Annotated in this window: 18 protein-coding genes and 1 riboswitch; of the genes, 4 read left to right on the top strand and 14 right to left on the bottom strand. The window is 33.7% G+C overall.

The genetic code is table 11. The features are described 5' to 3' along the window. Positions 1-6: 6 nt before the first annotated feature. The 8 genes from B5X64_RS11380 to B5X64_RS11340 all read right to left on the bottom strand — a co-directional run bounded on the left by B5X64_RS11380 (position 7) and on the right by B5X64_RS11340 (position 13,246). The gene (locus B5X64_RS11380) at positions 7-2,502 is read right to left on the bottom strand and encodes an ATP-dependent Clp protease ATP-binding subunit (protein ID WP_079465363.1); all 2,496 of its coding nucleotides are present in this window, start codon (positions 2,500-2,502) and stop codon (positions 7-9) included. 479 nt (positions 2,503-2,981) lie between these two features. Continuing rightward, the gene (locus tag B5X64_RS11370; protein WP_079465361.1) at positions 2,982-6,581 is read right to left on the bottom strand and encodes a choice-of-anchor L domain-containing protein; all 3,600 of its coding nucleotides are present in this window, start codon (positions 6,579-6,581) and stop codon (positions 2,982-2,984) included. A 169-nt stretch (positions 6,582-6,750) separates the two neighbouring features. Next, positions 6,751-9,120 carry a choice-of-anchor L domain-containing protein gene (locus B5X64_RS11365; protein WP_079465446.1) on the bottom strand — a complete coding sequence of 790 codons (2,370 nt, stop codon included), beginning with the start codon at positions 9,118-9,120 and terminating at the stop codon, positions 6,751-6,753. A 192-nt stretch (positions 9,121-9,312) separates the two neighbouring features. Next, a complete protein-coding gene (locus tag B5X64_RS11360; RefSeq protein WP_079465360.1) occupies positions 9,313-9,864 on the bottom strand; it encodes a coiled-coil domain-containing protein in 552 nt (183 codons plus the stop codon). Positions 9,865-9,875: 11 nt separating this feature from the next. After that, positions 9,876-10,643, bottom strand: a complete 768-nt coding sequence (locus B5X64_RS11355) for a TIGR02757 family protein (protein ID WP_079465359.1) — start codon at positions 10,641-10,643, stop codon at positions 9,876-9,878. Between the two features lie 7 nt (positions 10,644-10,650). Beyond that, on the bottom strand, positions 10,651-11,565 hold the full coding sequence (locus B5X64_RS11350; protein ID WP_079465358.1) for a ribonuclease Z: 915 nt from the start codon (positions 11,563-11,565) through the stop codon (positions 10,651-10,653). 184 nt (positions 11,566-11,749) lie between these two features. Beyond that, the gene (rdgB, locus tag B5X64_RS11345) at positions 11,750-12,319 is read right to left on the bottom strand and encodes an RdgB/HAM1 family non-canonical purine NTP pyrophosphatase (RefSeq protein WP_079465357.1); all 570 of its coding nucleotides are present in this window, start codon (positions 12,317-12,319) and stop codon (positions 11,750-11,752) included. 96 nt (positions 12,320-12,415) lie between these two features. Beyond that, on the bottom strand, positions 12,416-13,246 hold the full coding sequence (locus tag B5X64_RS11340) for a CPBP family intramembrane glutamic endopeptidase (protein ID WP_079465356.1): 831 nt from the start codon (positions 13,244-13,246) through the stop codon (positions 12,416-12,418). Between the two features lie 126 nt (positions 13,247-13,372). On the opposite strand from B5X64_RS11340, the gene B5X64_RS11335 reads away from it, so the two are divergent. Continuing rightward, positions 13,373-14,620 carry an MFS transporter gene (locus B5X64_RS11335; protein ID WP_228418886.1) on the top strand — a complete coding sequence of 416 codons (1,248 nt, stop codon included), beginning with the start codon at positions 13,373-13,375 and terminating at the stop codon, positions 14,618-14,620. 34 nt (positions 14,621-14,654) lie between these two features. Here B5X64_RS11335 and B5X64_RS11330 read toward each other — a convergent pair whose 3' ends face one another. The 4 genes from B5X64_RS11330 to namA form a co-directional block, all read right to left on the bottom strand. Then, entirely contained in the window at positions 14,655-15,239 is a 585-nt protein-coding gene (locus B5X64_RS11330; protein ID WP_079465354.1) for a DUF3267 domain-containing protein, read from the bottom strand. Positions 15,240-15,344: 105 nt separating this feature from the next. Next, complete coding sequence (locus tag B5X64_RS11325; RefSeq protein WP_079465353.1) at positions 15,345-15,677, bottom strand: CCC motif membrane protein; 333 nt, start codon at positions 15,675-15,677, stop codon at positions 15,345-15,347. Between the two features lie 19 nt (positions 15,678-15,696). After that, complete coding sequence (locus tag B5X64_RS11320; RefSeq protein WP_420808110.1) at positions 15,697-15,972, bottom strand: DUF2752 domain-containing protein; 276 nt, start codon at positions 15,970-15,972, stop codon at positions 15,697-15,699. Positions 15,973-16,017: 45 nt separating this feature from the next. Beyond that, positions 16,018-17,070 (bottom strand): NADPH dehydrogenase NamA, encoded by a 1,053-nt coding sequence (namA, locus tag B5X64_RS11315; RefSeq protein ID WP_079465351.1) that lies wholly within the window; start codon positions 17,068-17,070, stop codon positions 16,018-16,020. A gap of 109 nt (positions 17,071-17,179) precedes the next feature. Between namA and cdd the strand changes: the two genes are divergently transcribed. From cdd to B5X64_RS11300, 3 genes are all read left to right on the top strand, one after another. Next, positions 17,180-17,662 carry a cytidine deaminase gene (gene cdd / locus B5X64_RS11310; RefSeq protein ID WP_079465350.1) on the top strand — a complete coding sequence of 161 codons (483 nt, stop codon included), beginning with the start codon at positions 17,180-17,182 and terminating at the stop codon, positions 17,660-17,662. A 243-nt stretch (positions 17,663-17,905) separates the two neighbouring features. Beyond that, positions 17,906-18,083: riboswitch (cobalamin riboswitch) on the top strand. A 35-nt stretch (positions 18,084-18,118) separates the two neighbouring features. After that, positions 18,119-19,954 carry a TonB-dependent receptor plug domain-containing protein gene (locus tag B5X64_RS11305; protein WP_079465349.1) on the top strand — a complete coding sequence of 612 codons (1,836 nt, stop codon included), beginning with the start codon at positions 18,119-18,121 and terminating at the stop codon, positions 19,952-19,954. 12 nt (positions 19,955-19,966) lie between these two features. After that, positions 19,967-21,025, top strand: coding sequence for a YncE family protein (locus B5X64_RS11300; protein ID WP_079465348.1), 1,059 nt, complete (start codon positions 19,967-19,969; stop codon positions 21,023-21,025). Between the two features lie 64 nt (positions 21,026-21,089). On the opposite strand, the gene B5X64_RS11295 is transcribed toward B5X64_RS11300, so the two are convergent. Together B5X64_RS11295 and B5X64_RS11290 are read right to left on the bottom strand one after the other, a co-directional pair. After that, positions 21,090-23,438, bottom strand: a complete 2,349-nt coding sequence (locus tag B5X64_RS11295) for a hypothetical protein (RefSeq protein ID WP_079465347.1) — start codon at positions 23,436-23,438, stop codon at positions 21,090-21,092. Next, complete coding sequence (locus tag B5X64_RS11290; protein ID WP_123920728.1) at positions 23,398-24,435, bottom strand: hypothetical protein; 1,038 nt, start codon at positions 24,433-24,435, stop codon at positions 23,398-23,400. The genes B5X64_RS11295 and B5X64_RS11290 overlap by 41 nt, the downstream gene beginning before the upstream one ends. Between the last annotated feature and the right edge of the window lie 381 nt (positions 24,436-24,816).

The raw sequence follows: 24,816 nt of genomic DNA, 5'->3' as shown, positions 1-24,816 counted from the left end.
CAACAATTAATCTACTTTCCAACTGATTTTTTCTTCCTCGGCATTCCAGTCTACCGAAAGGTTTTGTCCGGCTTTCACTTCTTCCCTTACAATCATTTTCGAAATAGGTCTTGCCAATTGCGATCTAATCACCCCGGAAATCTGCCTTGCTCCATATTTACTGCTGAATCCGTTTAAGGCTAAATTTTTCACAGCTTCATCACTAATTTTCAAGCTCATTCCCAATCTTGTTAATGAGTTATGAAGTGATTTTAACTGAATATTAAAGATTCTTTCAGCAATCGATTCTGTAATCGGTGCAAATGGAATAATTTCTGTAATTCTCGCCAAAAATTCGGGTCTGAATTTTCCAGAATTCGACATTATCTGCATCAAAGAATTCGATTCCGGAATCTTTCCTTCTTCAAACTGTTTTACAATTTCTTCGCTTCCGATATTTGAAGTAAACAAAATCAAAGCGTTGCTGAAGTCTCCTTCTTTTCCAAGCTTATCATGAACTTTTCCTTCGTCCATAATCTGTAAAAACACATCAAAAACTGAGTGATGCGCTTTTTCAATTTCATCAAATAAAACTACGGTGTAAGGTTGTTGTCTGATTTTATTCACCAACATTCCACCTTCTTCGTAACCTACGTAACCTGGAGGCGCTCCGTATAAAAGAGCTGCAGAATGTTCTTCTTTAAATTCCGACATATCGAAACGCACCATCGCTTTTTCATCGTTGAAAAGCAATTCTGCCATCGATTTTGCCAATTCTGTTTTTCCGGTTCCGGTTGGTCCTAAAAGGAAGAATGATCCAATGGGTTGCCCTGGTTTATTTAGACCGCTTCGGTTTTCAACAATGGCATCTGAAAGTATTTTCAAAGCATGATCCTGACCTACAACTCTATTCATTAGAAGACCTTCCATATTCAGAAGTTTTTCTTTTTCCTGAGCCTGAATTTTCCCGATAGGAATATTGGTTTTTGCGGCCATTACCGCCGCCAATTCCAAACGGTCTACTTTTTCTCTTTTTATAGCTGCATGTTCTAAAAGTTCAGAATAGGTATCTTCTATTATTTTTTGAATTGATTCTATCGGCATCGAGTTATCAATTTGTGGTTGCTCACTTAAAGAGCCCCACAAAATAGGACTGATTTTATCTCTTAATAAATTGTAATTCCAAATCAATTCATCGGCTTTATCTTTATCATCAAAATATTCTTCTTTTAAAATATTTTCATAGATTTCTTTCCAGCTTTCGAGTTCTTTTTCAGAAAGTTCGTCGAGCATTTTGATTGCCGCCATTGTTCGGTCTAAAAGATCAATCGCTGCATCGGGAAGTTTTTTACCTTTCGCGTAGCGCTTTGCCAAACGTACACATTCGCGAATTGCGGTTTTTTCAACTTCAATACCGTGGTGTTTTTTATAGCCATCCAGTAAAACATCGATCATTTTCACGCAGGTCTTTTCATCTGGCTCAAGCACTGTCAACACTTCAAAACGCCTGTTAAAAGCTTGTTCAGGCTCAATAATCTTTCTGTATTCTTCCTGAGTAGTCGCTCCAATTACGGTAATCTCACCTCTTGCCAATTCTGGTTTAAGAATATTTCCGATATTTCCGATGCTTCCTTTTGGATCTAAAAGCGTGTGAATTTCATCAATAAATAAAACTGCTTTTTCAATTTTTTTGCATTCGTTGATTACTTTTTTCAGACGGTCTTCAATTTCACCTTTATAAGAAGTCCCAGCTAATAGAGCTCCAGTGTCTAATTCCAGCAAAGTTGCATTTTTTAACATTTCAGGAACATTTCCTTTGGTAATTTCTGTTGCAAAGCCTTCTACCAAAGCGGTTTTCCCAACACCCGGTTCACCCACAATAATTACATTGGGCTTGCTTCTACGGCAAAGAATTTCCATCAACATTCTGAGCTCTTTATCCCTACCTATAATATTTTCTATATCCCCGTTTCTCGCTTGTACCGTTCGGTCAATACAGTAACTTTTAATCGAAGGAAAAGAAGAATCTGAAAAGTCTGAAGAACCTCCAAATAGAGATGAAATATCGCCGTTATCTGAAGCAGCAAAAGGAGTATCTTTTCTATATAAATTAAAAATTTCGTGCTCTCTTAAAGGAAGTGATTTTAACTGTTGTAATGTAAAAGCAACCTGCGGTTTTACAATCGCTGTAAGAATACAAATCGGAGTAATCTCATCTAAACCAAGCTTTAAACGAATATCATCTGCTTCTTCCAAAATCTGATCTACAAACTCTCCCTCTCCAACTTCTGCCGGAAGATGAGTAGTTTTAGGATAATCTTCGATGCGGACATCTGCCCATTCATAAAAATATCCCGGATCTTTATCTATAGTTTTCAGAAACTCATTTAAGCCGATATCTTTATGCATTAAAGCCTGCAAAATATGCGGACCGCTATACGTGGCGTTGTAGTTTTCTCTGGCAATTGACTGTGCAATATGAAACAGTTGCTTTACTGTCTCGTTGGTAACAAGTACTCCCATTTATATTTTAATATTAATATTTTTGACATTTTTTGGTATAACTAAAATAAGTTTTTTTTGTCAATCATTAAAATTAAATAATGTTTATTTACAATTGCCGGGATTTATTCAATCTAAAAAATCATGTTTTTCAAAATATTTTCTTGATTTTGAAAAGAATATTTAACAGATTGATTAATCTTAATTTAAAATTGGAAATAATGAAAAGTATTTTAGAATCATTAAATATGAAAAAATTTTTGACGCAAAGATTTATATTAAAAATTTACATTCTTAGAAAGCAAAGGCAAATAAATTTACTTCGCAAACCTTGAGGAATTAATTTCATAAAAGCGACTCGTTCATTCATCTTTACGCTAGATCACTTCACTTCATAATTTAGTTAGAACTAATTATAATTGCTTTAAAACAACAATATTTTATAAAAAACAAAGCCTTTCCAAAAATAAGAAAGGCTTTGTTTATATATTTTTAGAAGATTAATCTCTATTTTTAAGAAGAATCCATCCTGATTTTAATTCGAGTTTTTTACTCGCCGGGTTTTCCCATTGTACGCGATACCAATAAGTTCCTGTAGGTAAATTAATACCTTTTAAAGAGCCATTCCATCTGGTATTTGACTTGTCTGCTTTAAATAATTCTGCGCCATATCTATCAAATATTGAAGCGGCAAAGTTTTTATAACCGATAATTCCATTAAAATCAATATAATCATTTGACCCATCATTATTTGGAGTAATAGCATTATTTAACACAAAAGTAAAGAACTCTAATGAGGTACTACATTTTGCGCCTTGTGTTTTTACTACTAAATTGTAATTGGTATTTTTTAATACATTATAAAATATATTTGAAGTCTGCCAATTTACCCCTCCGTCAATAGAATATTCTAAAACTCCACCACTAGGATTTGAAGCCGTAATGGTAAGCATTTCCTTATCGTAAACTACATTCGTAAATTGGGGAAGGTCAGGGTTAATAATCTGTGCGGTAAACAATCTAGAACATGTACCATTGCTAATCGTAACGGAATATGAACCCGGAATATTGGTGGTAATAGTCTGCGTAGTTGCACCATTACTCCAAAGATAAGTATAATTTGGTCCTACACCTGCATCCAGTGTTGCAGGATCTCCGGTACAAACATTAATATCTGCTAATGTAGAAACAATTGCAGGAACTACTTCAATGGTAATTTTTGCCGGCGTAGTTGACACACAACCATTTCCTCCCAATGCAAAAACTTCGTATGTGGTAGTAACTGTAGGGGTTACAATTTGTGTATTTCCATTTCCGGTAAGACCTGTCCAGTTATAAGTAAATCCACCACTTGCGGTTAATGTTACAGATTCACCTGCACAAATTTTTCCTTTAGATGCCGCTATAAAAGCTGTTGGAGGCCCTACAATGATGGTAATTGTTGCCGGAGCTGCAGATACACACCCATTTGCTCCTGTAGCAGTAACTGTGTATACTGTTGTTGTTGCAGGCGAAACAACCTGTGTATTGCCTGTACCCGTCAAAGTTGCCCAAGTGTAAGTTACTCCACCGGCAGCAGTAAGTGTTACAGATTCACCAGGACATATTTGCGCAAACGTAGAAGTTAGGGTGACTACCGGTAAAACTTTATCTTCAATTACATTTACTGTTGCAGTAAAAGTACATGTTAAATTTCCTGGTTGGGTAATATTAGTAACTGTTAAAGTATAAGCCCCTCCTGCATTAACGATTGGGTTTAAAGTATTGGCTCCTGAAACAATATTTCCACCTGCAGTTGTCCATAAAATTGTTGAACCTGCCGGAACTGTAGATCCAGTTGCATTAAGCGTAATCTGAGGAACCGCACAAGTAATTGTTTGTGGAGCAGCTATTGTAAGATTGGTAACAGCTGTAGTCAACAACTGTAAAGTTACCACATAGCTACATCCTCCATTTTTAACTAATACATAAATCGTTTGATTTCCTGCACTTTGGAATGTTGTAGGAGCAGCAATTGTATTGCCATTCCCTGCATTGGCATCAGCCTGAAGCACATAATAAGCAAAAGTTGCAGTTCCTACAGTGGTCATCTGAGGTTGTGCAGACGTTAAGTCATAAGTAATATTTCCTTGCTGATAACATTTCAAGAGTGTCGCATTCTGTACGGTTATCGGCTGCGAAACTTCAATCGTTATTGTTGCAGGTGCTGTAGAAGTACATCCGTTTGCTCCTTGTGCAATAACCGTATAAGTGGTCGTTATGGCCGGAGTTACTGTTTGTGTATTTCCTGTTCCGGTAAGCCCTGTCCAAATATAAGTATTACCACCTCCTGCAGTAAGTGTTACGGTTTCTCCTGCACAAATCAATATTTTGCTCGCCGTAAGTGTTGTCGTTGGCGGAGTACTATTTCCTGAAACTGTTACATTAGCTGTTCCTGTACAAACAACAGTTCCCGGTTGATATGTATTTGAAATGGTTAAAGTGTAAATTCCTGCTGTATTAACAATGGGATTTAGGGTATTTCCACCAGATACGATATTACCTCCTGTAGTTGTCCATGCAAATGTAGAACCTGCAGGATATACTGATGCCGCAGCATTAAGAGTTACTTGGGTGTTTGTACAATCTAGAGTTGTAGGTGTTGCAATAGTTGCCGTAATCTGCGGAGCTTTTACCAATTGAAGTTGTGCCACCTTAGAACAGAAGCCATTTTTCACCAATACATAAATTGTCTGACCTCCGGCACTTGAAAATGTGGTAGGAGTTCCAATTGTACTTGTATTTCCTGCATTTGCATCTGCTTGATTGACATAATATGAAAAATTAATTCCTGGAGTGGTACTGATGCTTGCTTCAGCTGATGTTAAATTAAAATTGACATTACCTGGGCCATAACAACTCGTCAATGTTGCGTTTTGTACCGTGGGAGATGTTCCTCCAACAATTGTTACCGTAGCTGAACCAGGACATGAGCTACCTGGAACAGTAACCTCAACTTTATAAATTCCCGGTTGTGTGGCAGTGTAAGAAGCATTGGTTGCACCAAGAATAACTCCATTATTAAAATACCAAACATAGGTTGCACCAGGAACCTGCGTAGAAGCTGTAAAAGTCTGTGGAGTATTATCACAAACGTTAATGGATGCAGGAAGCTGTACACCTCCCGGGCCTAAAATCTGTACCCCGATATCAAAAGACCCTGCTTCTAAAAAGACTCCTGAATCAAATTGAGAATCTTGATTATCTGCTAAAACCATTTTAAAATGATAAGACTGCCCTGGAACTACTGTCGCTTGTGCTGTCAATGGAATAGTTCTCCCACTAAAATTAGTTTCTATATTTGATGTATTATAACCCCCAAAATATGGAGCGTTCAAGGCTCCACAAGCCAATGGAAGACCATTAAATCTTGTTGCTGGACGAATATTTTTAACACTAACAGGACCTCCACCAGCAGGTAGAATAGCTAAGTTTGTATAGGTGGAGCCTGGTGTATTGGGCTTTAATAGCAATGCAAAACCATCTGTAAAATCACAAGGATAATTATCAAAATATTCTTCGGAAGCAAATAGATAGTTAAACTTAATTTCAGTTGCTGTCGGAATAAAGTCAAACTCTATATAACTCGCATCTTTTAACACATTATTAGAAATTCCTAATGCATTTGCTAAATCAATGTCGCCTTGGGTTGGAAGCGCATCACTTAATTCACCTAATATAAAAGAATTCCCTGCTTTTCTAGCTTGTCCTGTAGTCAGTACAATACCTTTTGCAAAAGGGAAATTGGTGGTTCCTTTATTGAAAAAACCCCAGCTTCTTGTTTGGTCACCTGCTGAGAGATTTGGAGAAACTACTACATTAGAAACATTTGCCGTAGAACAAGCAGAACCTCCAGAAATAAGCACATCTTTTACCAATTGTGAAATACTGAAAGAAGATTCTGGGTAACTTGCTGTATTGACATCAATAAATGCTCCTGCTTTCATCGTGAGATTTGATGGCTTGTTGGTACTCTTACTTATTTTTCTCTGTTGAGAAAAAGTAAAATTACCAAGAAGCATCAAAACAAGAAGCAAATATTGTAATCTACCATTTAACATTTTAAACTATTTTTAACAAAAATACTATTTTTTTTGATTAAAATTTAACCAAAATTCATTTACATTAGTTTTAACACAATTCCATAAAGTTCAGGTTTTCAGTTTCATTCGTTACTAAAACAAAAAAAGACCGACAAAATCGGTCTTTTTAAAATATTTGGATTGAATATTATTCAAAATTCTTAAGTAAAATCCAGCCTGTTTTTAAAGTAAGTTGCTTACTTGCAGGGTCTTCAAACGTTACCTGATACCAGTAAGAAGCAGTCGGTAGTTTTTTACCCTGGAAATAACCATCCCAGAAAGGTCTTGTTTTTTCTGCTTTAAATACTACTTTACCATATCGGTCTGAAATAGCTGCCTGGAATTTATTATAATCACTCACGCCTCTGAAATCAATCATATCATTTACATTATCTCCATTTGGAGTAATTACATTCTGCATGATAAAAGTAAAATACTCTAAAGTTCCAACACAACTGGTTGTTTTTACTCGAACTCTAATAGAGATTATTTTATTGTTCGGAATATTATTAAATACATTAGAACCTTGCCAAGTTACTCCGCCATCTGCAGAATATTCAAGTATACCATTACTCAGATTAGAAGCAGTAACAACCAAAGTACCACTCGGGCTGTAATCTACATTGATGATTTCCGGAACAATCGCCAGCTTTACTTCGGTTGTATATCTTTTAGAACAAACTCCATTGCTAATATCTACAAAATAAATCCCTGGAGTTTCAGCTACAACAGTTTGTGTAGTAGCACCATTACTCCAAATATATGAATAATTGGGCCCTGCCCCTGCATCTAAAGTAATTCTATCTCCCGCGCAAATAAATCCGCCTGAAAGATTAGATGTGATAGCAGGTACAACTTCTACTTTAATCGTTGCAGGCTGTAATGATTTACATCCCTGAGCTCCAATCGCATATACCGTATAAGTAGTAGTTTGCGTTGGTGAAAGTGTTTGTACAGCAGTAGCTATTGTAGAATTACTCCATTGGTAGGTAACCCCTCCTGAAGCAGTTAAGGTAACAGATTCCCCTACGCAGATCTTCAATTTCGTAGCAACAAGTTCAGCAACCGGGGTAGCTTCTTTATTTAAGGTCAAAGTAACCAATTTACTACAGAAAGCTCCGTTTGATACAACAACGTGTAAGACTTGACCATCAGTTCCGTTATATGAAGCTAGGTTTGCAGTAGGAATAAAATTGGCATTTTGAGCTTGAGCATCCGCCTGATTTACATAAAAACGAAATACTGCTCCAGCTGTTGTACTAATCTGAGGTTTAGCATCATTTAAATTAAAATTGCTAACAGTTGGAGTTGTACAAAGTTTTAAAATTGCATTTTGTGCTGTCGGAGTTGTACCTCCTACAATCGTTATTTTTGCTTCAACTGGACAAGTATTTCCCGGAATCGTAACAACTACCGTATAAACTCCCGGTGATGTAGCAACATAAGTAGCATTTGTGGCTCCCGGTATTAATACACCATCTTTATACCATTGATAAGTGGCTCCTGTAATCCCTGAAAGCTGAGCGACCAAAGTCTGAGGTGCATTATCGCACACATTCAAACTTGCAGGCAGCGTAGCTCCAGTTCCGTCAACAAGCTTAATTCCTATATCAAAAGATCCTCCTTCAAGAAATACTGCAGAATCATAACTCCAATCATTATAATCAGACAAAACCATTTTAAAATGATAGGCTACTCCTGGTGTTACAGTCCCCACTGCTGTCAAAGGAACGGTTCTACCATCATAATTTGTTACAATATTGGTCGCTGAATTATATCCTGCAAAATACATTTCATTGATCGCAGGACACCCAAAAGTTCCAGGAATAACAGGATGAATGTTTGTCATGGCAACAGGCCCTGCATTATTCGGTAAAATAGCCAAATTTACGTAAGGGCCGCCAGATACAGGTTTGATCAATAAAGCAAATGCATCTGAATAATCGCAAGGAAAAGTTCCGGAATATTCCTCAGAAGCAAAAATATAATTAAATTTTATTTGATTAGAGTTGGGTACAAAATCAAACTCCAGCATAACATTATCATTATAATCCTTACTAGGATCAGGATTAGGAACTGCTGCCAATAGATCTGCATCGTTAACCCCTGTTCCTGGTATTCTATAACTCGCACCAGATGCAACGTTACCAGCTTCCCTGGCACGACCTGTCGTTAAAACGATACCATCAGTAAAAGGAAAGTTTGTAGTCCCCTTATGAAAATACCCCCAAAACCTATCATTAAAAGTCTCCGAGTGAGTGGGAGTAACCGTTACATTAGATACATTAGGTACCGAACAAGTAGTACCACCACTAATCAAAACATTCTTAACAAGCTGCTCTATAGTGTAAGCAGATGGCGCATATCCTGTAGCATTTACATCGATAAATACTCCTGCTTTTTTATTGGTTTCGTCGACTATGTTTTTCGGTGGTTGCCTTTTTTGGGCAGAGGTAGAAACCGACATAAACAATACTACGAAAAGAAGAAGGTAATTTTTTAGTCTATAATTTAACATTTTTGTAATTGTTTGCCCAAAAATACCAAATTTATCCGATTTAAAACACATAATCACGCTTATTATTAGCAACAATATATTAATTCACTTAAATTCTAATGAAATTTTAATTTAATTCTAATTTTAAAACAAAAAAGACCGATCACAAGGATCAGTCTTCTTTATATTTTAATTAAAAAAATTTTTCTAAGATCAATCTTTTTTCAGCTCATCAATTTTATTCTGAAGCTCGGTTATTTTATCCTTTAAAAATCTTATTTCGTTTTTGTTAGAGCTTACATTGCTTTTAAGAATTGCTTTCTTGGCTCTTTCGTTGTGATCATCATCGTCTTCATCCTCATTAATTTCTTCAATATCTTCCTGAATATCTTCAATATCTTCACTGATTTCTTCTAAGTCTTCGCTGATCTCTTCAAGGTCTTCGCTGATTTCCTCGATATCTTCTTGGATATCTTCAATATCTTCACTAATTTCCTCAATATCTTCTTGAATATCTTCAATTTTCTCATGACTTTTATTGACTGACATCTGAATAAGGATCGAAAGATAAATAGCTTCCAATGACAAAACTGTTGTTAAAACAAGCAACATTTTATCTACATCTACAATACCAAATACAGGCAATAAAAAAGAGGTAATAAAAAGCAATGTATGGATAATGAGAGAAGGTATAGAACCGATCCACGAGGTGATCCCATCTGCCATTCTCTCAAGAAATTCTATTTTTTCGTGTGATGTTTTCATTGCTTTTCTGTTTAAAATAATTCTTTCGTTACGCCCAATCCAAATAAAGCAAAATCATATTTTGCAGGATCGGTTTCGTCAAATTTTCTAATAACTACATCTAATTCTTCAACAGTTTTCCAGTCATTCTGTGTTCTTGAAATTAATCCCAGTTTCCTCGAGATATTCCCTGTATGTACATCCAAAGGAATTGATAAAAATTTCTGATCAATATTTTTCCAGATTCCAAAATCTACGCCACGATTATCTTTCCTAGTCATCCATCGCAAAAACATAATAATCCTTTTTGAAGACGAATTCTTGTAAGGTGAACTTACATGTTTGTGCGTTCTGTGCTTTTCAACTCCTAAAAAATTTTGTCTGAATCTTTCAATAGAATGTTGAAAATTACTTTCATTTTCATTGATTAGAAATAAATTTTCAAGACTTTCGTTTTCCTTATAAATTTTGTTGAATTGTTTAATAAAATAAGCAAAGTCTTCTCCATTAAAAGTTCTGTGAATACTTTTGTCTTTAATGCTGTTTAAATCATTTTCAGAATAATTCATCACAAAATCATAAGGAGAATTCCCCATAATATCCAACATTTTTTCAGCTGATTTAATAATAGACTTTCTGTTTCCCCAAGAAATCGTTGCCGACAAAAAACCTGCAATTTCAACATCCTGCTTCAATGAAAAACGATGCGGAATCTGAATAGGATCATCCTGAATAAATTCAAGACTGTTGTAAACATCCGCCTTTTCGTCAAGAAAATCTTTTAATTCTGAAAAATTCATAATTCTTTTAAATTTTCACGCATTCCAAAGCTTTTGGAAGATAAGAATTTGGGAATACCGTTCGTGCCTCATCCGTAAAAACCGTCAAGTCACCATAACGGTTAGAAAAATGTCCTAAAATCAATTTTTCAACTTCGGCTTTTTTTGCAATCGTTGCTGCTTCTAAAGCGGTGGTATGCCCCGTGTAATCTGCCATTTCTTTCAGATCGTGCAAAAATGTCGACTCATGATATAAAACCGTTACATTTTTAATAATCGGGATTACTGATTCCAAATATCTTGTATCGCTACAAAATGCATAAGAAACCGACGGAGCCGGAGCCGTTGTAAGAATTTCATTTTTAAGAACGTATCCATCACTCAAAACAAAATCTTTTCCTGCTTTCAAGTTATGATAATCGCAAGTCTCAATTTCAGCATATTTTGAGACCTCTTCCATATTGATATGACGCTCTTTTGGTTTTTCTCTAAACAGATATCCATTACAGTAGATCCTGTGATCCAGAGGAATCGTAAACACTTCTACCCTGTTATCTTCATAGATTTTTTCTGAATAATTTTTATCCAATTCATGATATACAACCTCAAAGCCTCGGTGCGTTTCGGTAATGGTAAAAATAGTTTCCAGCATTTTTTTAATTCCTTTCGGACCGTAAACATGCAACGGAGTTTCTCTTCCCAAAAGTCGGAAAGAAGCTATTAAACCGGGCAAACCAAAACAGTGATCGCCATGAAGATGCGATATAAAAATATGATTGATTTTTGAAAATCTTGCCTTTGCTTTTCTCAGCTGCACCTGTGTTCCTTCACCACAATCAATTAGAAAACATCTTTCTTCCATTTCCAGAAGCTGAGCTGTAGGTGAAGTATTAATTGTGGGTATCGCCGAGTTAAAGCCTAATATCGTTAAATAAGTACTCAAATCAATAGTTTATTAAAGCAAATGTACAATAAAAGGTTGAGGTTGAAAATGAGGTTGAGGTTGAATCTAAGTTTTAAACCTAATTTAAAATAAGAAAAAAGTTCTTTAAAAACACAAAGTTTTTGCAACCTTAACCTTAACCTTAACCTTAACCTTAACCTTAACCTTAACCTTAACCTTAACCTTAACCTTTCAAAAAATCCAGGAACAAATCTAAAGCCTGTTTTCTGTGACTGATTTTGTTTTTATCTTCAGGATTCATTTCCGCGAAAGTTATTTCATATCCTTCGGGAACGAAAATAGGATCATAACCAAAACCTTGATGTCCTTTATTTTCTGTCAATAAATTTCCGTGAGCTCTTCCGTCAAAATATTGAGCGCCATTTTCATCATAATAACATAATACCGTGATGAAATAAGCTTTTCTGTTTTCAACATTTTCCATTTCGTTTAGAACTTTTTCGATGTTTTTAGCAAAATCGTGATCTCCTGCATATCTCGCCGAAAAAATCCCGGGTCTTCCGTCTAAAGATTCTACCACTAAACCGCTGTCGTCACCCAAACTTGGAATGCCTGTTTTTTCGAAACAGTATTTAGCCTTAATTAAAGCATTGGCGTTGAAAGAGTCTCCATCTTCAATGATTTCGTCGTGAATATCATAATCGGTAAGACTTTTTACCGTAAAATCATTTCCTAAAATCTGTTGAATTTCTTCTTTTTTATGGAGGTTGTGTGTGGCAACTAATATTTCCATTTTTTATTTTTTATATGTTTATTTAAACACAAATATTCTTCACATGATAACACAAAATGATTGTTCAGTGTATGTGATTTGTGTTTAAAATTGAATTTAAATTTCAGAGTAACGCACTTTATTTCTAAATGTAAATAGATAGAAAAATACAGAGAACAATACAATTCCGATTGCCAGAATCATCCATTCCTGTATTTCAAAAGCTTCTGCGAAGCTTTCTTTTTGGGTATAAAATATTAAGATTGCCGAGCAAAGATTATTAAAACCATGCAAAAGCATTGGCAAAAGCAGAGATTTTGTTTTATAATAAACCAATCCTAAGACCGTTCCCAACAAAGTTGCCCCTACCAACTGCCACGGATTTCCGTGTATCAGACCAAAAAGAACACTTGCTAAAAGTATAGCTTTCCATGGTTTTACGCCATTATTAATCATTCCTTTCTGGATAATTCCACGGAAAATAATTTCTTCAAAAATAGGCGCCATAATGACGGCTGTAATAACCATCACCAAAGGATCATCAGTAAGGCCAGCCATGAGGTTTTCAAAAAATTCATAAAAATCTCCAAAAAAAGGTCCCGTTGTAGGAATCTGAGAAGTGATAAACTCACCAACAAACATCATCCCAATCATCATCGGAAAAATCAGAAGATAGGTATAAAAATTAGTGGGTGAAAAATTAAAATTCAATTTCTTTCCCGTTTTTGGGCGTACCATTAAAAAATCGTAAGCTGCAATCATTAAACAGAAAACAACAGCATTGGCAAACATCATAAACCAAGGCTTCTGCATAAAATCTAATTTAAAAATTAATTTTCCTGAAAGTCCGGCAACGCCAACAAACATACTTCCAATAATATATCCCGCAAATAAGATAAGACCTCCCATCCAGTCAAAAATATATTTCGGATATTTTGAGTTTTCCATGTACTGATGAATTTTTTAAGAGAAACAAAGATAATTGAAATTATATGAAATGAAAACCGATATAAAACTTCTGACATTCTTAAAGTATGACAAATCTTATCTTTTTTTTAACCTTTGAGACCGAATGTGAAAAATAATATCGCTGTATCTTTGCAGCTTAATTTTTTTCATCACATGGACAGTTCAATTAATCCACCCAAAAATATCAATCTCCAACTTATTTCTTATGTTTCTTTTACTTTCATAGGATATTTCATTATTGGTCTTTCGCTTTCCGTTTTGCCGATTTTTATCAGCAAAAATTTAGGATACAGTCTTTTAATTGCAGGGATCGTAATTAGTTTACAATATATTTCCACTTTTTTCTTGAGAGCATACTCCGGAAAAGTCATTGATGGAAAAGGTCCCAAACCAGCCGTTTTATTCAGCATGATTGGTTTTTCATTAACCGGAATTTTTCTGATTCTTGCTTACTATTTTAAATTTTCACCGATACTAAGCCTTGCATTTTTGGTTATTACCAGACTTTTAACAGGCTGCGCGGAAGGTATGGTTGGAGCAAGCCCGATTAACTGGGCAATTATGGCTTTAGGTGAAAAACATACTGCAAAAATAATTTCCTATAATGGGGTTGCCTGTTACGGAGCTTTGGCAATGGGAGCTTCTTTAGGTATTGTAATTGAACACAAATTCGGTCTTTATGGCATTGGAATCCTGTCTATCATTTTGGGAATTATTGGATTTTTCTTTGCTAAAACGAAAGAAAACAAGACCAACACAAATCCACAAGAAAATCAGTCTTTTTGGAAAGTTTTGGGAAAAGTAGCTCCTTTTGGAGTTTGTTTGGCTTTAGGTGGAATCGGTTTTGCAAGCATTTCTACATTTATCACGTTATATTACAATTTTTTTCATTGGAATAATGGTGCTTTGTGCTTAAGTATTTTCGGAGCATTATTTGTTGCCGGAAGATTGGTCTTTAGCAATGTTATCAATAATTACGGCGGAATAAAAGTTGCGATTGCCTGTCTTTTTGTAGAAACTATCGGGCTTTTAATTATCGCATTTGCCACCAACGCTCAAATGGCATTGGTGGGAGCCGGTGTTACAGGATTAGGATTTTCTTTAATATTTCCGGCTTTAGGTGTGATGGCAATCAAAAGCGTTTCACCATCAAGCCAGGGTTCTGCTTTGGCAGGTTATGGACTTTTCATTGATATTTCTTTAGGTGTTGCAGGGCCGATAATCGGAAGTGTCGCTGATTTTTTTGGAATGCAGTTTATTTTCCCATTCAGTGCGGCAATGGTTTTCATCGGATTGGGACTGGCTTATTTCTTAAAGAAAAAATCAAACTTAAAGAAACTGAATGAGGTTTAAATTTAATCTGAATTAGGTTTAAACAAAATTCAAATTACACTTTTGCTGTATAAACAAAGCAACCAGCTTCGCTTGGATGGTCTAAAACCAGATCTTCAGGATTTTCATTTTTTAAAGTCATTAAAATCATAAAATCTCCTGCAGCTCCCATGATAAAGAAAATTCCGAAACACAGAAGGTAAAAGTTACCTATTGCGATTGCCCAAACAGAAGGAAGGAAACCCAAAATAATTGCAGGCATGAGAACTCCGATTCTGTAATATTTCAGCTTTAAAGGTTCTTTGCAATGACAGTAAGGGGTAAAATATTGTTTTAGAAAACCAAATTTTATTGATTTAAAACCATTTTTACAAAAAGGCAAAAAAGTGAGCCCATGAATAAGCTCATGCAAAACGATTCCCAAAACCATAAAAAACAATGGGATAAATCCACTTAAGAAAGTATACTTTTCTATAAACCTCTTAAAGGTTGCTGTAAAATGCTCGAAACTAAACTGATATTGCCAAAGAAACACATAAGGAATTAGAAAAATCACACACGAATACAGCAATATTTTCAATGAATAAATATTTGCTTTCTTTAAATCGATCGTCAGTTTTTTCTCAGTATAGTTTTCCATGAATCAAAAATTAAAACCTGAATATAGTAATTTAAATATCATTAATTAAAAATAAAAAAAGACCGCATTTCTGCAGTCTCTAAATTTTATGGGTTGATAAATATACTATCTACCTTGTAATTCTTTCATTCTTTCTTGCATCAATTCTGGATCAGAAAGAGCATCCATTCCAAAAAATGCTATACAGAAAATAAGATATGCAATAAATAGAACACTTAAAACAATACCAATAATTGCAAGGATTCTACCTGTATTCAAGTTATTGTAATCTGAATATAAACTTGGATTTTGTTTATACAAAGCATTGTCTTTTTTATAAAGAAAAAGTGCAATAATACCAGTAATTAATCCTGGAACACCATAGCAACAGCAAGCTACAATAGAAACAATTCCTAAAACAAGTACCGCCGTAGCATTAGGTAATTTTTGTTGATTCATAATTTGTTTTTTTTAATGTTTAGTTTAAATGAATAATAAAATGTTTATAAAAGTAAGAAAAAACCATGATCAGTGAATTAATTATTGCTAAAAAAATCAAAATCTGCCCATAATTTCTTTTCTTGTCGATAAAATTAATCCCTACAAAGCAGAAAAACAGCAACAAGGTGTAAACTGCTGGAAACATTTGAAAGGCCTCAGAAAACTTTCCCTGAAAAACCATCAAAATAGCCCGCTGAGTTCCACATCCGAAACATTCGATCCCCAAAAACTTTTTACTGGGACACGAAAGCATAAAATCTTCTATACGCATTGCAGTCTTATAAATTTGCTTTTAAAATTAAGAAGAAATTTTCGCTCTAAGGTATTGATGTGGAAAAAAAGATTCTTCTTTCATTTCAAAAGAACCCTGAACTGCCAAATAAGGGTTTCGCAAAATTTCTCTCGCTACAAATATTAAATCGGCTTCGTTGTTTTGTAAAATTTCTTCTGCCTGTGCGGTATTCGTAATCAACCCTACTGCTCCGGTTTTCACATGTGCCTGATTTTTCACAGTCGAAGAAAACGGTACTTGGTAACCATCAAAAACAGAAATTTTTGCGCCATGAATATTTCCACCACTCGAAACATCTACCAAATCTACATGATGATCTTTTAAAATTTTTGCCAACTCTACACTGTCATCAATATCCCAACCGTTTTCAGCATATTCCGTTCCTGAAATCCTCACAAATAGTGCTACATTTTCATTAAGCTCTTCATTAACAGCATCTACAATTTCCAGTAGAAATCTGATTCTGTTTTCAAAGCTTCCCCCATACTCATCGGTTCTTACATTAGAAAGCGGTGACAAAAACTGATGAATAAGATAACCATGCGCTGCGTGAATTTCAACAATATCAAAACCTGCATTTACTGCTCTTTTTGCAGCATTCTTAAAATTATGAACCTGTTCCTTTATTTCATCAACCGTCAAAACGTGCGGAATTCTTTCTGTCGGATGATACGGAATAGCACTTGGTGCAAGAGTTTCCCAACCTTCTTCCAAAGAGATTTGTTTATTTTCCCATGTAGAACCTTTTCTTCCCGCATGAGCAATTTGAATTCCTATTTTACTATCTGAATTCTTATGTACAAATTCTACAATTTTCTGAAGCGCAGCAGCTTGTTCGTCATTCCAGATTCCCATACAATGATTGGTAATTCTGCCTTTCGGTTCTACACCGCTTGCTTCTACGATGAGAAGTCCGGTTCCGCCTTGAGCACGGCTTCCGTAATGTACAAAATGAAAATCATTTGCAACACCATTTTCACAAGAATACATACACATTGGCGACATTACCCAACGGTTTTTAAGCTCTACATTTCTAAATTTTATAGGAGAATATAACATTGATTTATTTTTTAAAGAATTAAAAATACAAAATTTGGCATAATTAAGACGTATTGTCTACGTCACTAAAAAGGATTACTTTTATGCCCCTTTTTTACGGAGACAAAAAATGAAAAAAGATATAACAATCAATTACGAACATTTCAAAGGTAGGAACGAACTTTCAGAAGTAGAAAACAGCCTTTTCGAAAAAGCAATTCAGGCAAGAAACAATGCTTATGCTCCCTACTCTAACTTTTTTGTAGGTTGTGCTGTTTTGTTGGAAAATGGTAAAATTTTCTCAGGAAATAACCAAGAAAACGCAGCTTTTCCTTCCGGACTTTGTGCAGAACGGACTGCCCTTTTTTGGATCGGCGCCAATTTCCCTGATCAAAAAATTAAAAAGATTTTTATTGTGGGTGGACCAAAAGAATTTTCAGAGACAAACCCGCCAATTCCTCCATGTGGAGCTTGCCGACAAAGTATTATAGAATACGAAACAAAGCAAAACGAAAATATAGAACTGTATTTTTCTAACTTAAATGATGAGGTGATCAAAGTTACTTCTATAAAAGATTTGCTTCCATTTTATTTTGACGGAACGTTTTTGTAGATTTTTTTTTATCCCACAGATTAAATTGAAAATAATCTGCAGTTTACCACAGAATCAACAAAAGAAATGGTTTAAAAAAAAATTTAATAGCAAGCAAAATGTAAACTGCTATTTTGTCAACTTTTGGAGATACTAAAATTTTAAAAATATTTTGCTTCTTTTGCGGTTAAACCTTACAATTTAAATTAATTGTAAGGTTTTATTTTAGCTTTAATAAAATTTAATCTTTCTTTTCAAAAAAACTATATTTGCAAAAATTTTGGTTTCCAAGAGATTGGAACTAAGAGGGAATTGGGTGAAAATCCCAAGCTGTCCCCGCAACTGTAAATCGCAATATCAATTTCTACAAAAAAACCACTGCCAAAACGGGAAGGTGTAGCAAAGCGAAAGTCAGGAGACCTGCCGGAATTTTAATATTAATAATAGAATTGCTTTCGGAGGAAAGGCAGATATGACATGATTTTAAAAAGAGCATTAACCCTACTTTCTGTGTCTTCTTGCCTGACAATTTATTATAGTCAGGAAAAAAATATTGACACCGTATTTGTATTCGACAGTCAAATGAAAAAAGTAAAACTTTTTCATTCTTTGACTACTTTATCTCCTGCAGATATTCAAAAAAATTCTTCGAACCTTTCCGAGGTTTTACGATTTCAGTCGCCTGTTTATATTAAAGAAAATGGTCGTGGAGCAGTTTCTTCGCCGTCATTTCGCGGAACAACTGCCCAGCAAACTGCTTTTGTCTGGAACGGAATTAACATAAATTCCCAGTTTTTAGGACAAGGTGATGTGAATAATATTGCCCTTTTCGGATATGATCAGATGGAAATAAAATCCGGTGGCGGAAGTGTAATTTACGGAAGCGGTGCGATTGGTGGAAGTATTCATTTGAATAATGATCTGAGTTTCAATAAAGGTTTTAATGGTTTGTTTAATTCTGAAATTGCTTCTTTCGGAACTTATAATAATTCTGCAAAAGCTGCTTTTAGTAATGATAAATTCAGTTTTAAAGTTTCAGGAAATTATCTCATCAGCGAAAACGATTATGAAGTACCCGAAGAAAATTATATTAACAGAAATGGTAAATTCTATAACTCTACTTTAAATATCGGTACATCTTATAAAATTGCAGACAACCAAACAATCTCTTGGCAAAGTCAGTTTTATGATGCGACTCAGAATTATAGAATTCTTGAAGAAAATCTGAACAAAACCAGCTATGAAGCACAGACTTTTAGAAGTTTAGTTTCTTGGGACATCAACAAATCTAAAGTTTCAAACAGCTTGAAAGCGGCTTATACTGAAGATAACTTTCAATATTTCGGAATTTACAATGCTCCTTTTACGAGCGGTGGAATTAATAAAAACTACATTTTAAAAAATGATTTCAATTATTTCATTATTCCTAAGCTTAATATCAACGTCATCGGAGAGTTTCAACAAAATCAAGGAGAAGGTTTAGGAAGTTCAGAACTCAAAAATGTCAGTAGAAATGTTGGTTCGGTTGCAGGTCTATTAAGATATTTTGCAACGCAAGATCTTCGTTTTGAAGCTGGGATCAGGCAGAATTTCATAGAAGATATCAGCTCTCCTCTTCTTTACTCTTTTTCAGGGAAGTGGAAAGCTAATAATTGGTATCAAATCAACTTAAATTTGTCAAAAAACTTCAGACATCCTTCATTCAATGATTTGTATTGGGAACCTGGAGGAAATCTTAATTTGAAATCGGAAACTTCGATTCAGGCAGATCTAAATCAGGAATTTAGCCTACATGGGTTTAAACTAAGCATCACTCCTTATTATATTAAAATTGACAACATGATTCGTTGGCTTCCGACTGCATTTGGCTATTGGGCAGCATTTAATACTGAGAAAGTAGAATCTTATGGTTTAGAGTCTCAGCTTAGTTATCAAAAAAGATTTAATGAAAATCATTCTATAAAGCTCATTGCAGGATATACTTATACAAAATCCGTAGATTTGAAAATTCAAAAACAGCTGATGTATGTTCCCCTGCATAAATTTACGTCAAATGTAGATTATCAGTATAAATTTTTGAATGTTTTTGCACAGGGAATGTTTAACGGATTAACATATACGACTTCTGATGAGAGCAAAAAAGATGCGATTTACCCATATTTTGTAATGAATGCGGGAATTTCTGCCACGATTTTTAAAAAATATACTTTGGGAATAAAGATGAACAATATTACAGATACAGTGTATGAAACAACTGCATATTATCCTTTGCCAAAAAGAAATTACAGTATCAACGCAACAATAAATTTTTAACAATATTATATTATGAAATTAAACAGACTATTACAGATTATTTTCGGTTTCGTTCTTTTATTTTCGGTTTCTTGTACTTCAGACTACGAGGAAATCATTCCGGAAATCACGTATAACAATGGTTTTTTTATTACTAATGAAGGTAATTTCCAAACTCCCAATGCTGATGTTACTTTTATTACAAAAGATTTAAGCTTAACGCAGAATGACATCTATAAAGCAAAAAATAATAACGAAAATCTGGGAGATGTTCTTCAAACAATGGTTTTAAACGGAAATAAAGCCTATCTTCTTTTGAATAGTTCAAATAAAATTAAAGTTGTAGATCGAGTAACATTCAAAAAAACTGGAGAAATTTCTGAACAAGTGAATAATCCTCGTTATATGGCTGTAGCAAACGGAAATCTTTATGTTACTAACGATCAATTTGGAGCAGGAAAATTTGTAACTGTTTATAAATTATCTGACAACTCTTTTGTAAAGAAAATTGACTTTGCAGCAACAAGTACGGTTGAAGGAATTGTAGAAGCGGGAGGAAATATTTATGTACAAAACACCAATTCTTTTAATCCTGGAACTACAATTACAAAGATTAACACGAGTAATAATACAATCGATCCTACTCCGATTCAGGTACCAAACGGAAATAATATCAACAAAATTATTTCTTATAACAACAGTGTTTATGCAATTGTTGAAGGAACTTCTAATTCATATATTCACCAAATTCCTGCGGCCGGAGGAGTTATCACAACGACAACTTTGACAGGAATTGAAAAAGGAACGAATCTTCAAATTGATGGCGGTAGATTCTATTTTAGCTCTAAGAATAAAATTTATTCTATGGCGATGAATGCTACAACAGCTCCTACTTCACCTCTTATTACAGCAGTAGATGGAGGAGACTATTTCACACTTTACGGATTCTCGGTATTAGACGGAAGAATTTTCACAGTTGATGTAAAAGGATTTACAGAAGCAAGCGAAATCACAGTTTATACTACTGCAGGAACTGCAATTAGCAAGTTTAAAGCAGGAAAGGGAGCTAACGGAGTTTATAAAAATTATTAATCTCTTATTTTTCAAAAATAAAAAATGCGGGTTCTTTTGAACCCGCATTTTTTATTTGATGATTTTATCTTCTTGCTTTAAAATAAGCTTTAAAAGATTCACAACCACTCATCATATCTTCATATTCATCAGAATATTTATTTTTAAGATTCTGGTAATATCTATTTTGCCTAAATCTTCTGTCTTCGTAATATTCAGCCTTAGAAGAATAATTTGTAGTATTCTCTCCAATAAAGTCATAATTATAATTTTCACACCTTCCCTGCATCCTTATGCACAAAGCTCGGAATTGATCTGTTTGAGCATTCTCTAAAGCCTTTCCGTAATAGAATTTTGCAAGAGAAGCAGTATTAAATTCCTGATTATCTTCATGTATTGAAAAGTTCCCTGCCGAGCTTACAGAATAACGTCTCATCATCCAAGCATTTCCATATTGCGACATATTATAATAACAATTTGCTACCAAGAAATAATAATAATCTCTGTCTCTTTCTTTAGGATTATTGGCTCTATTAAGATATTCTATAAGCTTTTTGGTAACCGAAATTTTATTGATTCTAAAATGTTCTTTTTCAGGAATAAAATCTGGAGTATATTTTAAATGATAAAAAGGATTTTTATCAAAAACTTTACCGGATGAATAATAACTGTCTTTACCATCTCTTTCCCAAAGTGAATATTGCACATCAAAATAGCTTTCACCTAATTTATTAAAAGCATTCAATGCAAAATTCAATTTGTTTTGTCTGATATATTTTGTACCTAATAAATCATACAAATCATCGATTTCTGGCTGAGTAAGCAAATGAAAATTCCTATAAAATGAATCTGAATTTTTATTTAAACTTTTAATTTTATCAATAAAGCTTTGTAATTGTTCAGGCGAATAAACTGCATCTAAATAATCAAAATAATTATCATAATAAGTACCGTAAGTTTGGTTAGAGTTTTTTAAAGATTTGTAATACACAAAATTATAGTCCCTATTTTCCGTAGAAGGATCATTTAAAGAAGCATACACAATTGCAGCATCATCAGTATTGCCCAAATACTCAAGCTCTCTTCCTAAAGCAAAAATAAAATGCTTGTTGTTTTTATTTTTAATAATAATATTTTTTGCAGCGTCAGGAATTTTGGCATTTCCATATGCTTGATTCGCAAAAAGATTTAAAGCTTTTATAAGCTCTACATTATTTCGCAATACATCTTCAGAAGACAGCACTTTTTCCAATTCTACAATCTGCTTTAAACTTTCTGCATAGTTTTTTGTCATTAATAAAAGCTCGGCTCTCGAATATTTCCAGAAATTTGGGTTTTCAACTTTTGATAAATCAACCGAATCGATAAATTCCAAAACTTCTTTTGCATATTGTCTGTCAATTTCAGAACGTTCTAAAATTTTAAGAATATTTTGATTTTCAAAATTGTTATTACCCCAAAGATCTTCTTTAGAAGAAAAAAGAGAATAATAAGGTGTAAAAACCCAATCTTCAAGTTTTCCCAATTCGCGGTAAAGCAAAAAACTCAATCCGTCAAATTTTGGATATTCTGCATAAATTTGTTTAATATTTTCCAAATTTTTATCTGGATTATAAAGGCCGTAAAGTAATAAAACATTGGCTTTTTCTTTTCCGGTTTTAGCTAAATTTAAAACATCAGCTTCTGGAACTTTTGATGAAAAATATTGCCATGAAACAAAACGTTTTTCGGGGCTTGCAGCAAAAACTTTCGCAAAATAAAGATTCTTTAAGGCAGGATTATTCTCAGAAATTGCTTTAAAATACAATGCCCAAATATCAATTACATCATTTGCCTTATTTGGAAAAAAATATTGACTGTACACTTTTTCAATACTTTTCATATCCTTATTGTAAAAAGCCAGACGAAGCGCCAAGAAAGCGTATCTTTTTTTGATTTCGTTACTTTTAGCTTTTCCTGCAAAGAGAACTGCTTTTTGAAATAAATCATTTCTTTTTACTGTTGAAACGCTATCATTTCTTTCCCAAGGATCATCCTGCCAAGTATTAAAATATTCACAGTTCTTTGCAAACTTCAAATAATTAATCGCTTCAACATCTTTTTTAGAATACAAATAACGAAGAAACGGATTCATAGAATTTTCATGAATATCAGAGAAACTATACTCTTCTAAAACGGAAGAAATATCTGTAAGAAGAACCTGATTATTATTACAATATTCTCTCCATAATTTTTCATTATCCTGATTAGAAATGGTAACATCAGAACTTTGTCCGAAACTTAATGACGAATAATAAAACGACGAATAAGCCTGAAAAGAAAAGTTATTAGGATTCAGAAAATAAAACCGTACATCTTCTCCATAAGGATAAAAACCGCACGCGTAAAAAGCATTACTTAGTAAAATCGCTGTAAAAATGACTAATTTCTTCATCGGTATAATTATTAAGCTGGTTTTCGTCTAGGTGAAAAAGCGTTACGGTAATTTCTTTATCAAGCTTTATATTTTTCTTGATCAATGCAATGGCTTTATTTATTTTATCTGCCGTTATTTCCTCGTATTTTATCTTGTCGCCCACTCTCAGATAGGTTTCGTAATTAATCACAGTGTCTTTCTGTACCTCGTACCAAAGTGGTTTTATCTCTTTTAGATGAGGTTTAATATCTTTCACATCATACAAAACATTCGTAAACTGATTATTTTGATACACCTGCATCCACGAATATACCGGAAGTGCAATATCCATATGCAACGGATATTTTTTCCTTGTATTCAGATAACTTTCCAGTTCTTTGAGGTCAAGAATTGAATTTTTGGATTGATCAGCCAACGGATTAATGAGATTATAACACATTAAAGTTACTTTATCAACTGGCGGAACTCCCATTTTATCGGGATATTTATAAGGGTACAATCTCAATGTGACAGAAATTTCCTTTTGAGAAATCGGCTTTAATTTTTTAAGGAAATAAAAATAATTTTCTTTTGTAGAAGCCGTCCAATCACAATCGATTTGTATTTCTGCTATCTTTAAAGAATCTAATTTTTCGTTGGTGTATTTATTGATTAAAAAGTTGACATTATCTGCTAATTTATCAAGATCTTTCTCGCTACTTTTTTGAAAAACTATATTTTTAATATAAACTGTGGGAATAATTTGATAAGGATTGGGTTGATCCTCATTACAATAAGAATTTAAAGAAAAACTTGTTTTAGAAATAGGAAAATTACCCATCGCATCACTGTAATCCGCTTCAAAAAATTTCACAAAAATTTTCTGAATATTCTGATTATCCAGAATTTGTTTTTCTTTATCTGAAGGATAATTATCAGATTTCCAGTAATAAAATGCTTTTTCTACTTTTTCTACTTTGTGCTCACAAGAAAATACCAGAAAAAGAAACGGAAGAAAGAAAATGATTTTTTTCACCAATAAAATTTTAAATATTAAACGAAATTGAACTTGAAATTTCCAACAAATGTAATAACAAATTTCGTGCAAAATTTAAGATTTCTTTAACATAATTTTAAGATTATATTATCACTTTATTTTTTGGTAATTTTTCTGAGAATAAAAACTTCTATCGCACTAATAAACCACCAAATAGGAAACCTAAAATAAGTATATAAAAGTGTAAAATTATCAATAACAGGTTCATTTTCAGTAGCCTTATTAATTTCAAATCCCATTGAAAAGAATGGAATGATAAATCCCAATAAGAAAAACGCAATCAGATATAAAATCCAATTGCGTTTCCTAATTATTTTATATTTCCAAATTCCAAGATTGAAGATGAAAATAAGCGTTAAA

The sequence above is a fragment of the Chryseobacterium balustinum genome, from assembly GCF_900168205.1.
GTDB classification, from domain to species: Bacteria; Bacteroidota; Bacteroidia; order Flavobacteriales; family Weeksellaceae; genus Chryseobacterium; species Chryseobacterium balustinum.
This window is presented reverse-complemented; position numbering and strand designations above follow the sequence as displayed.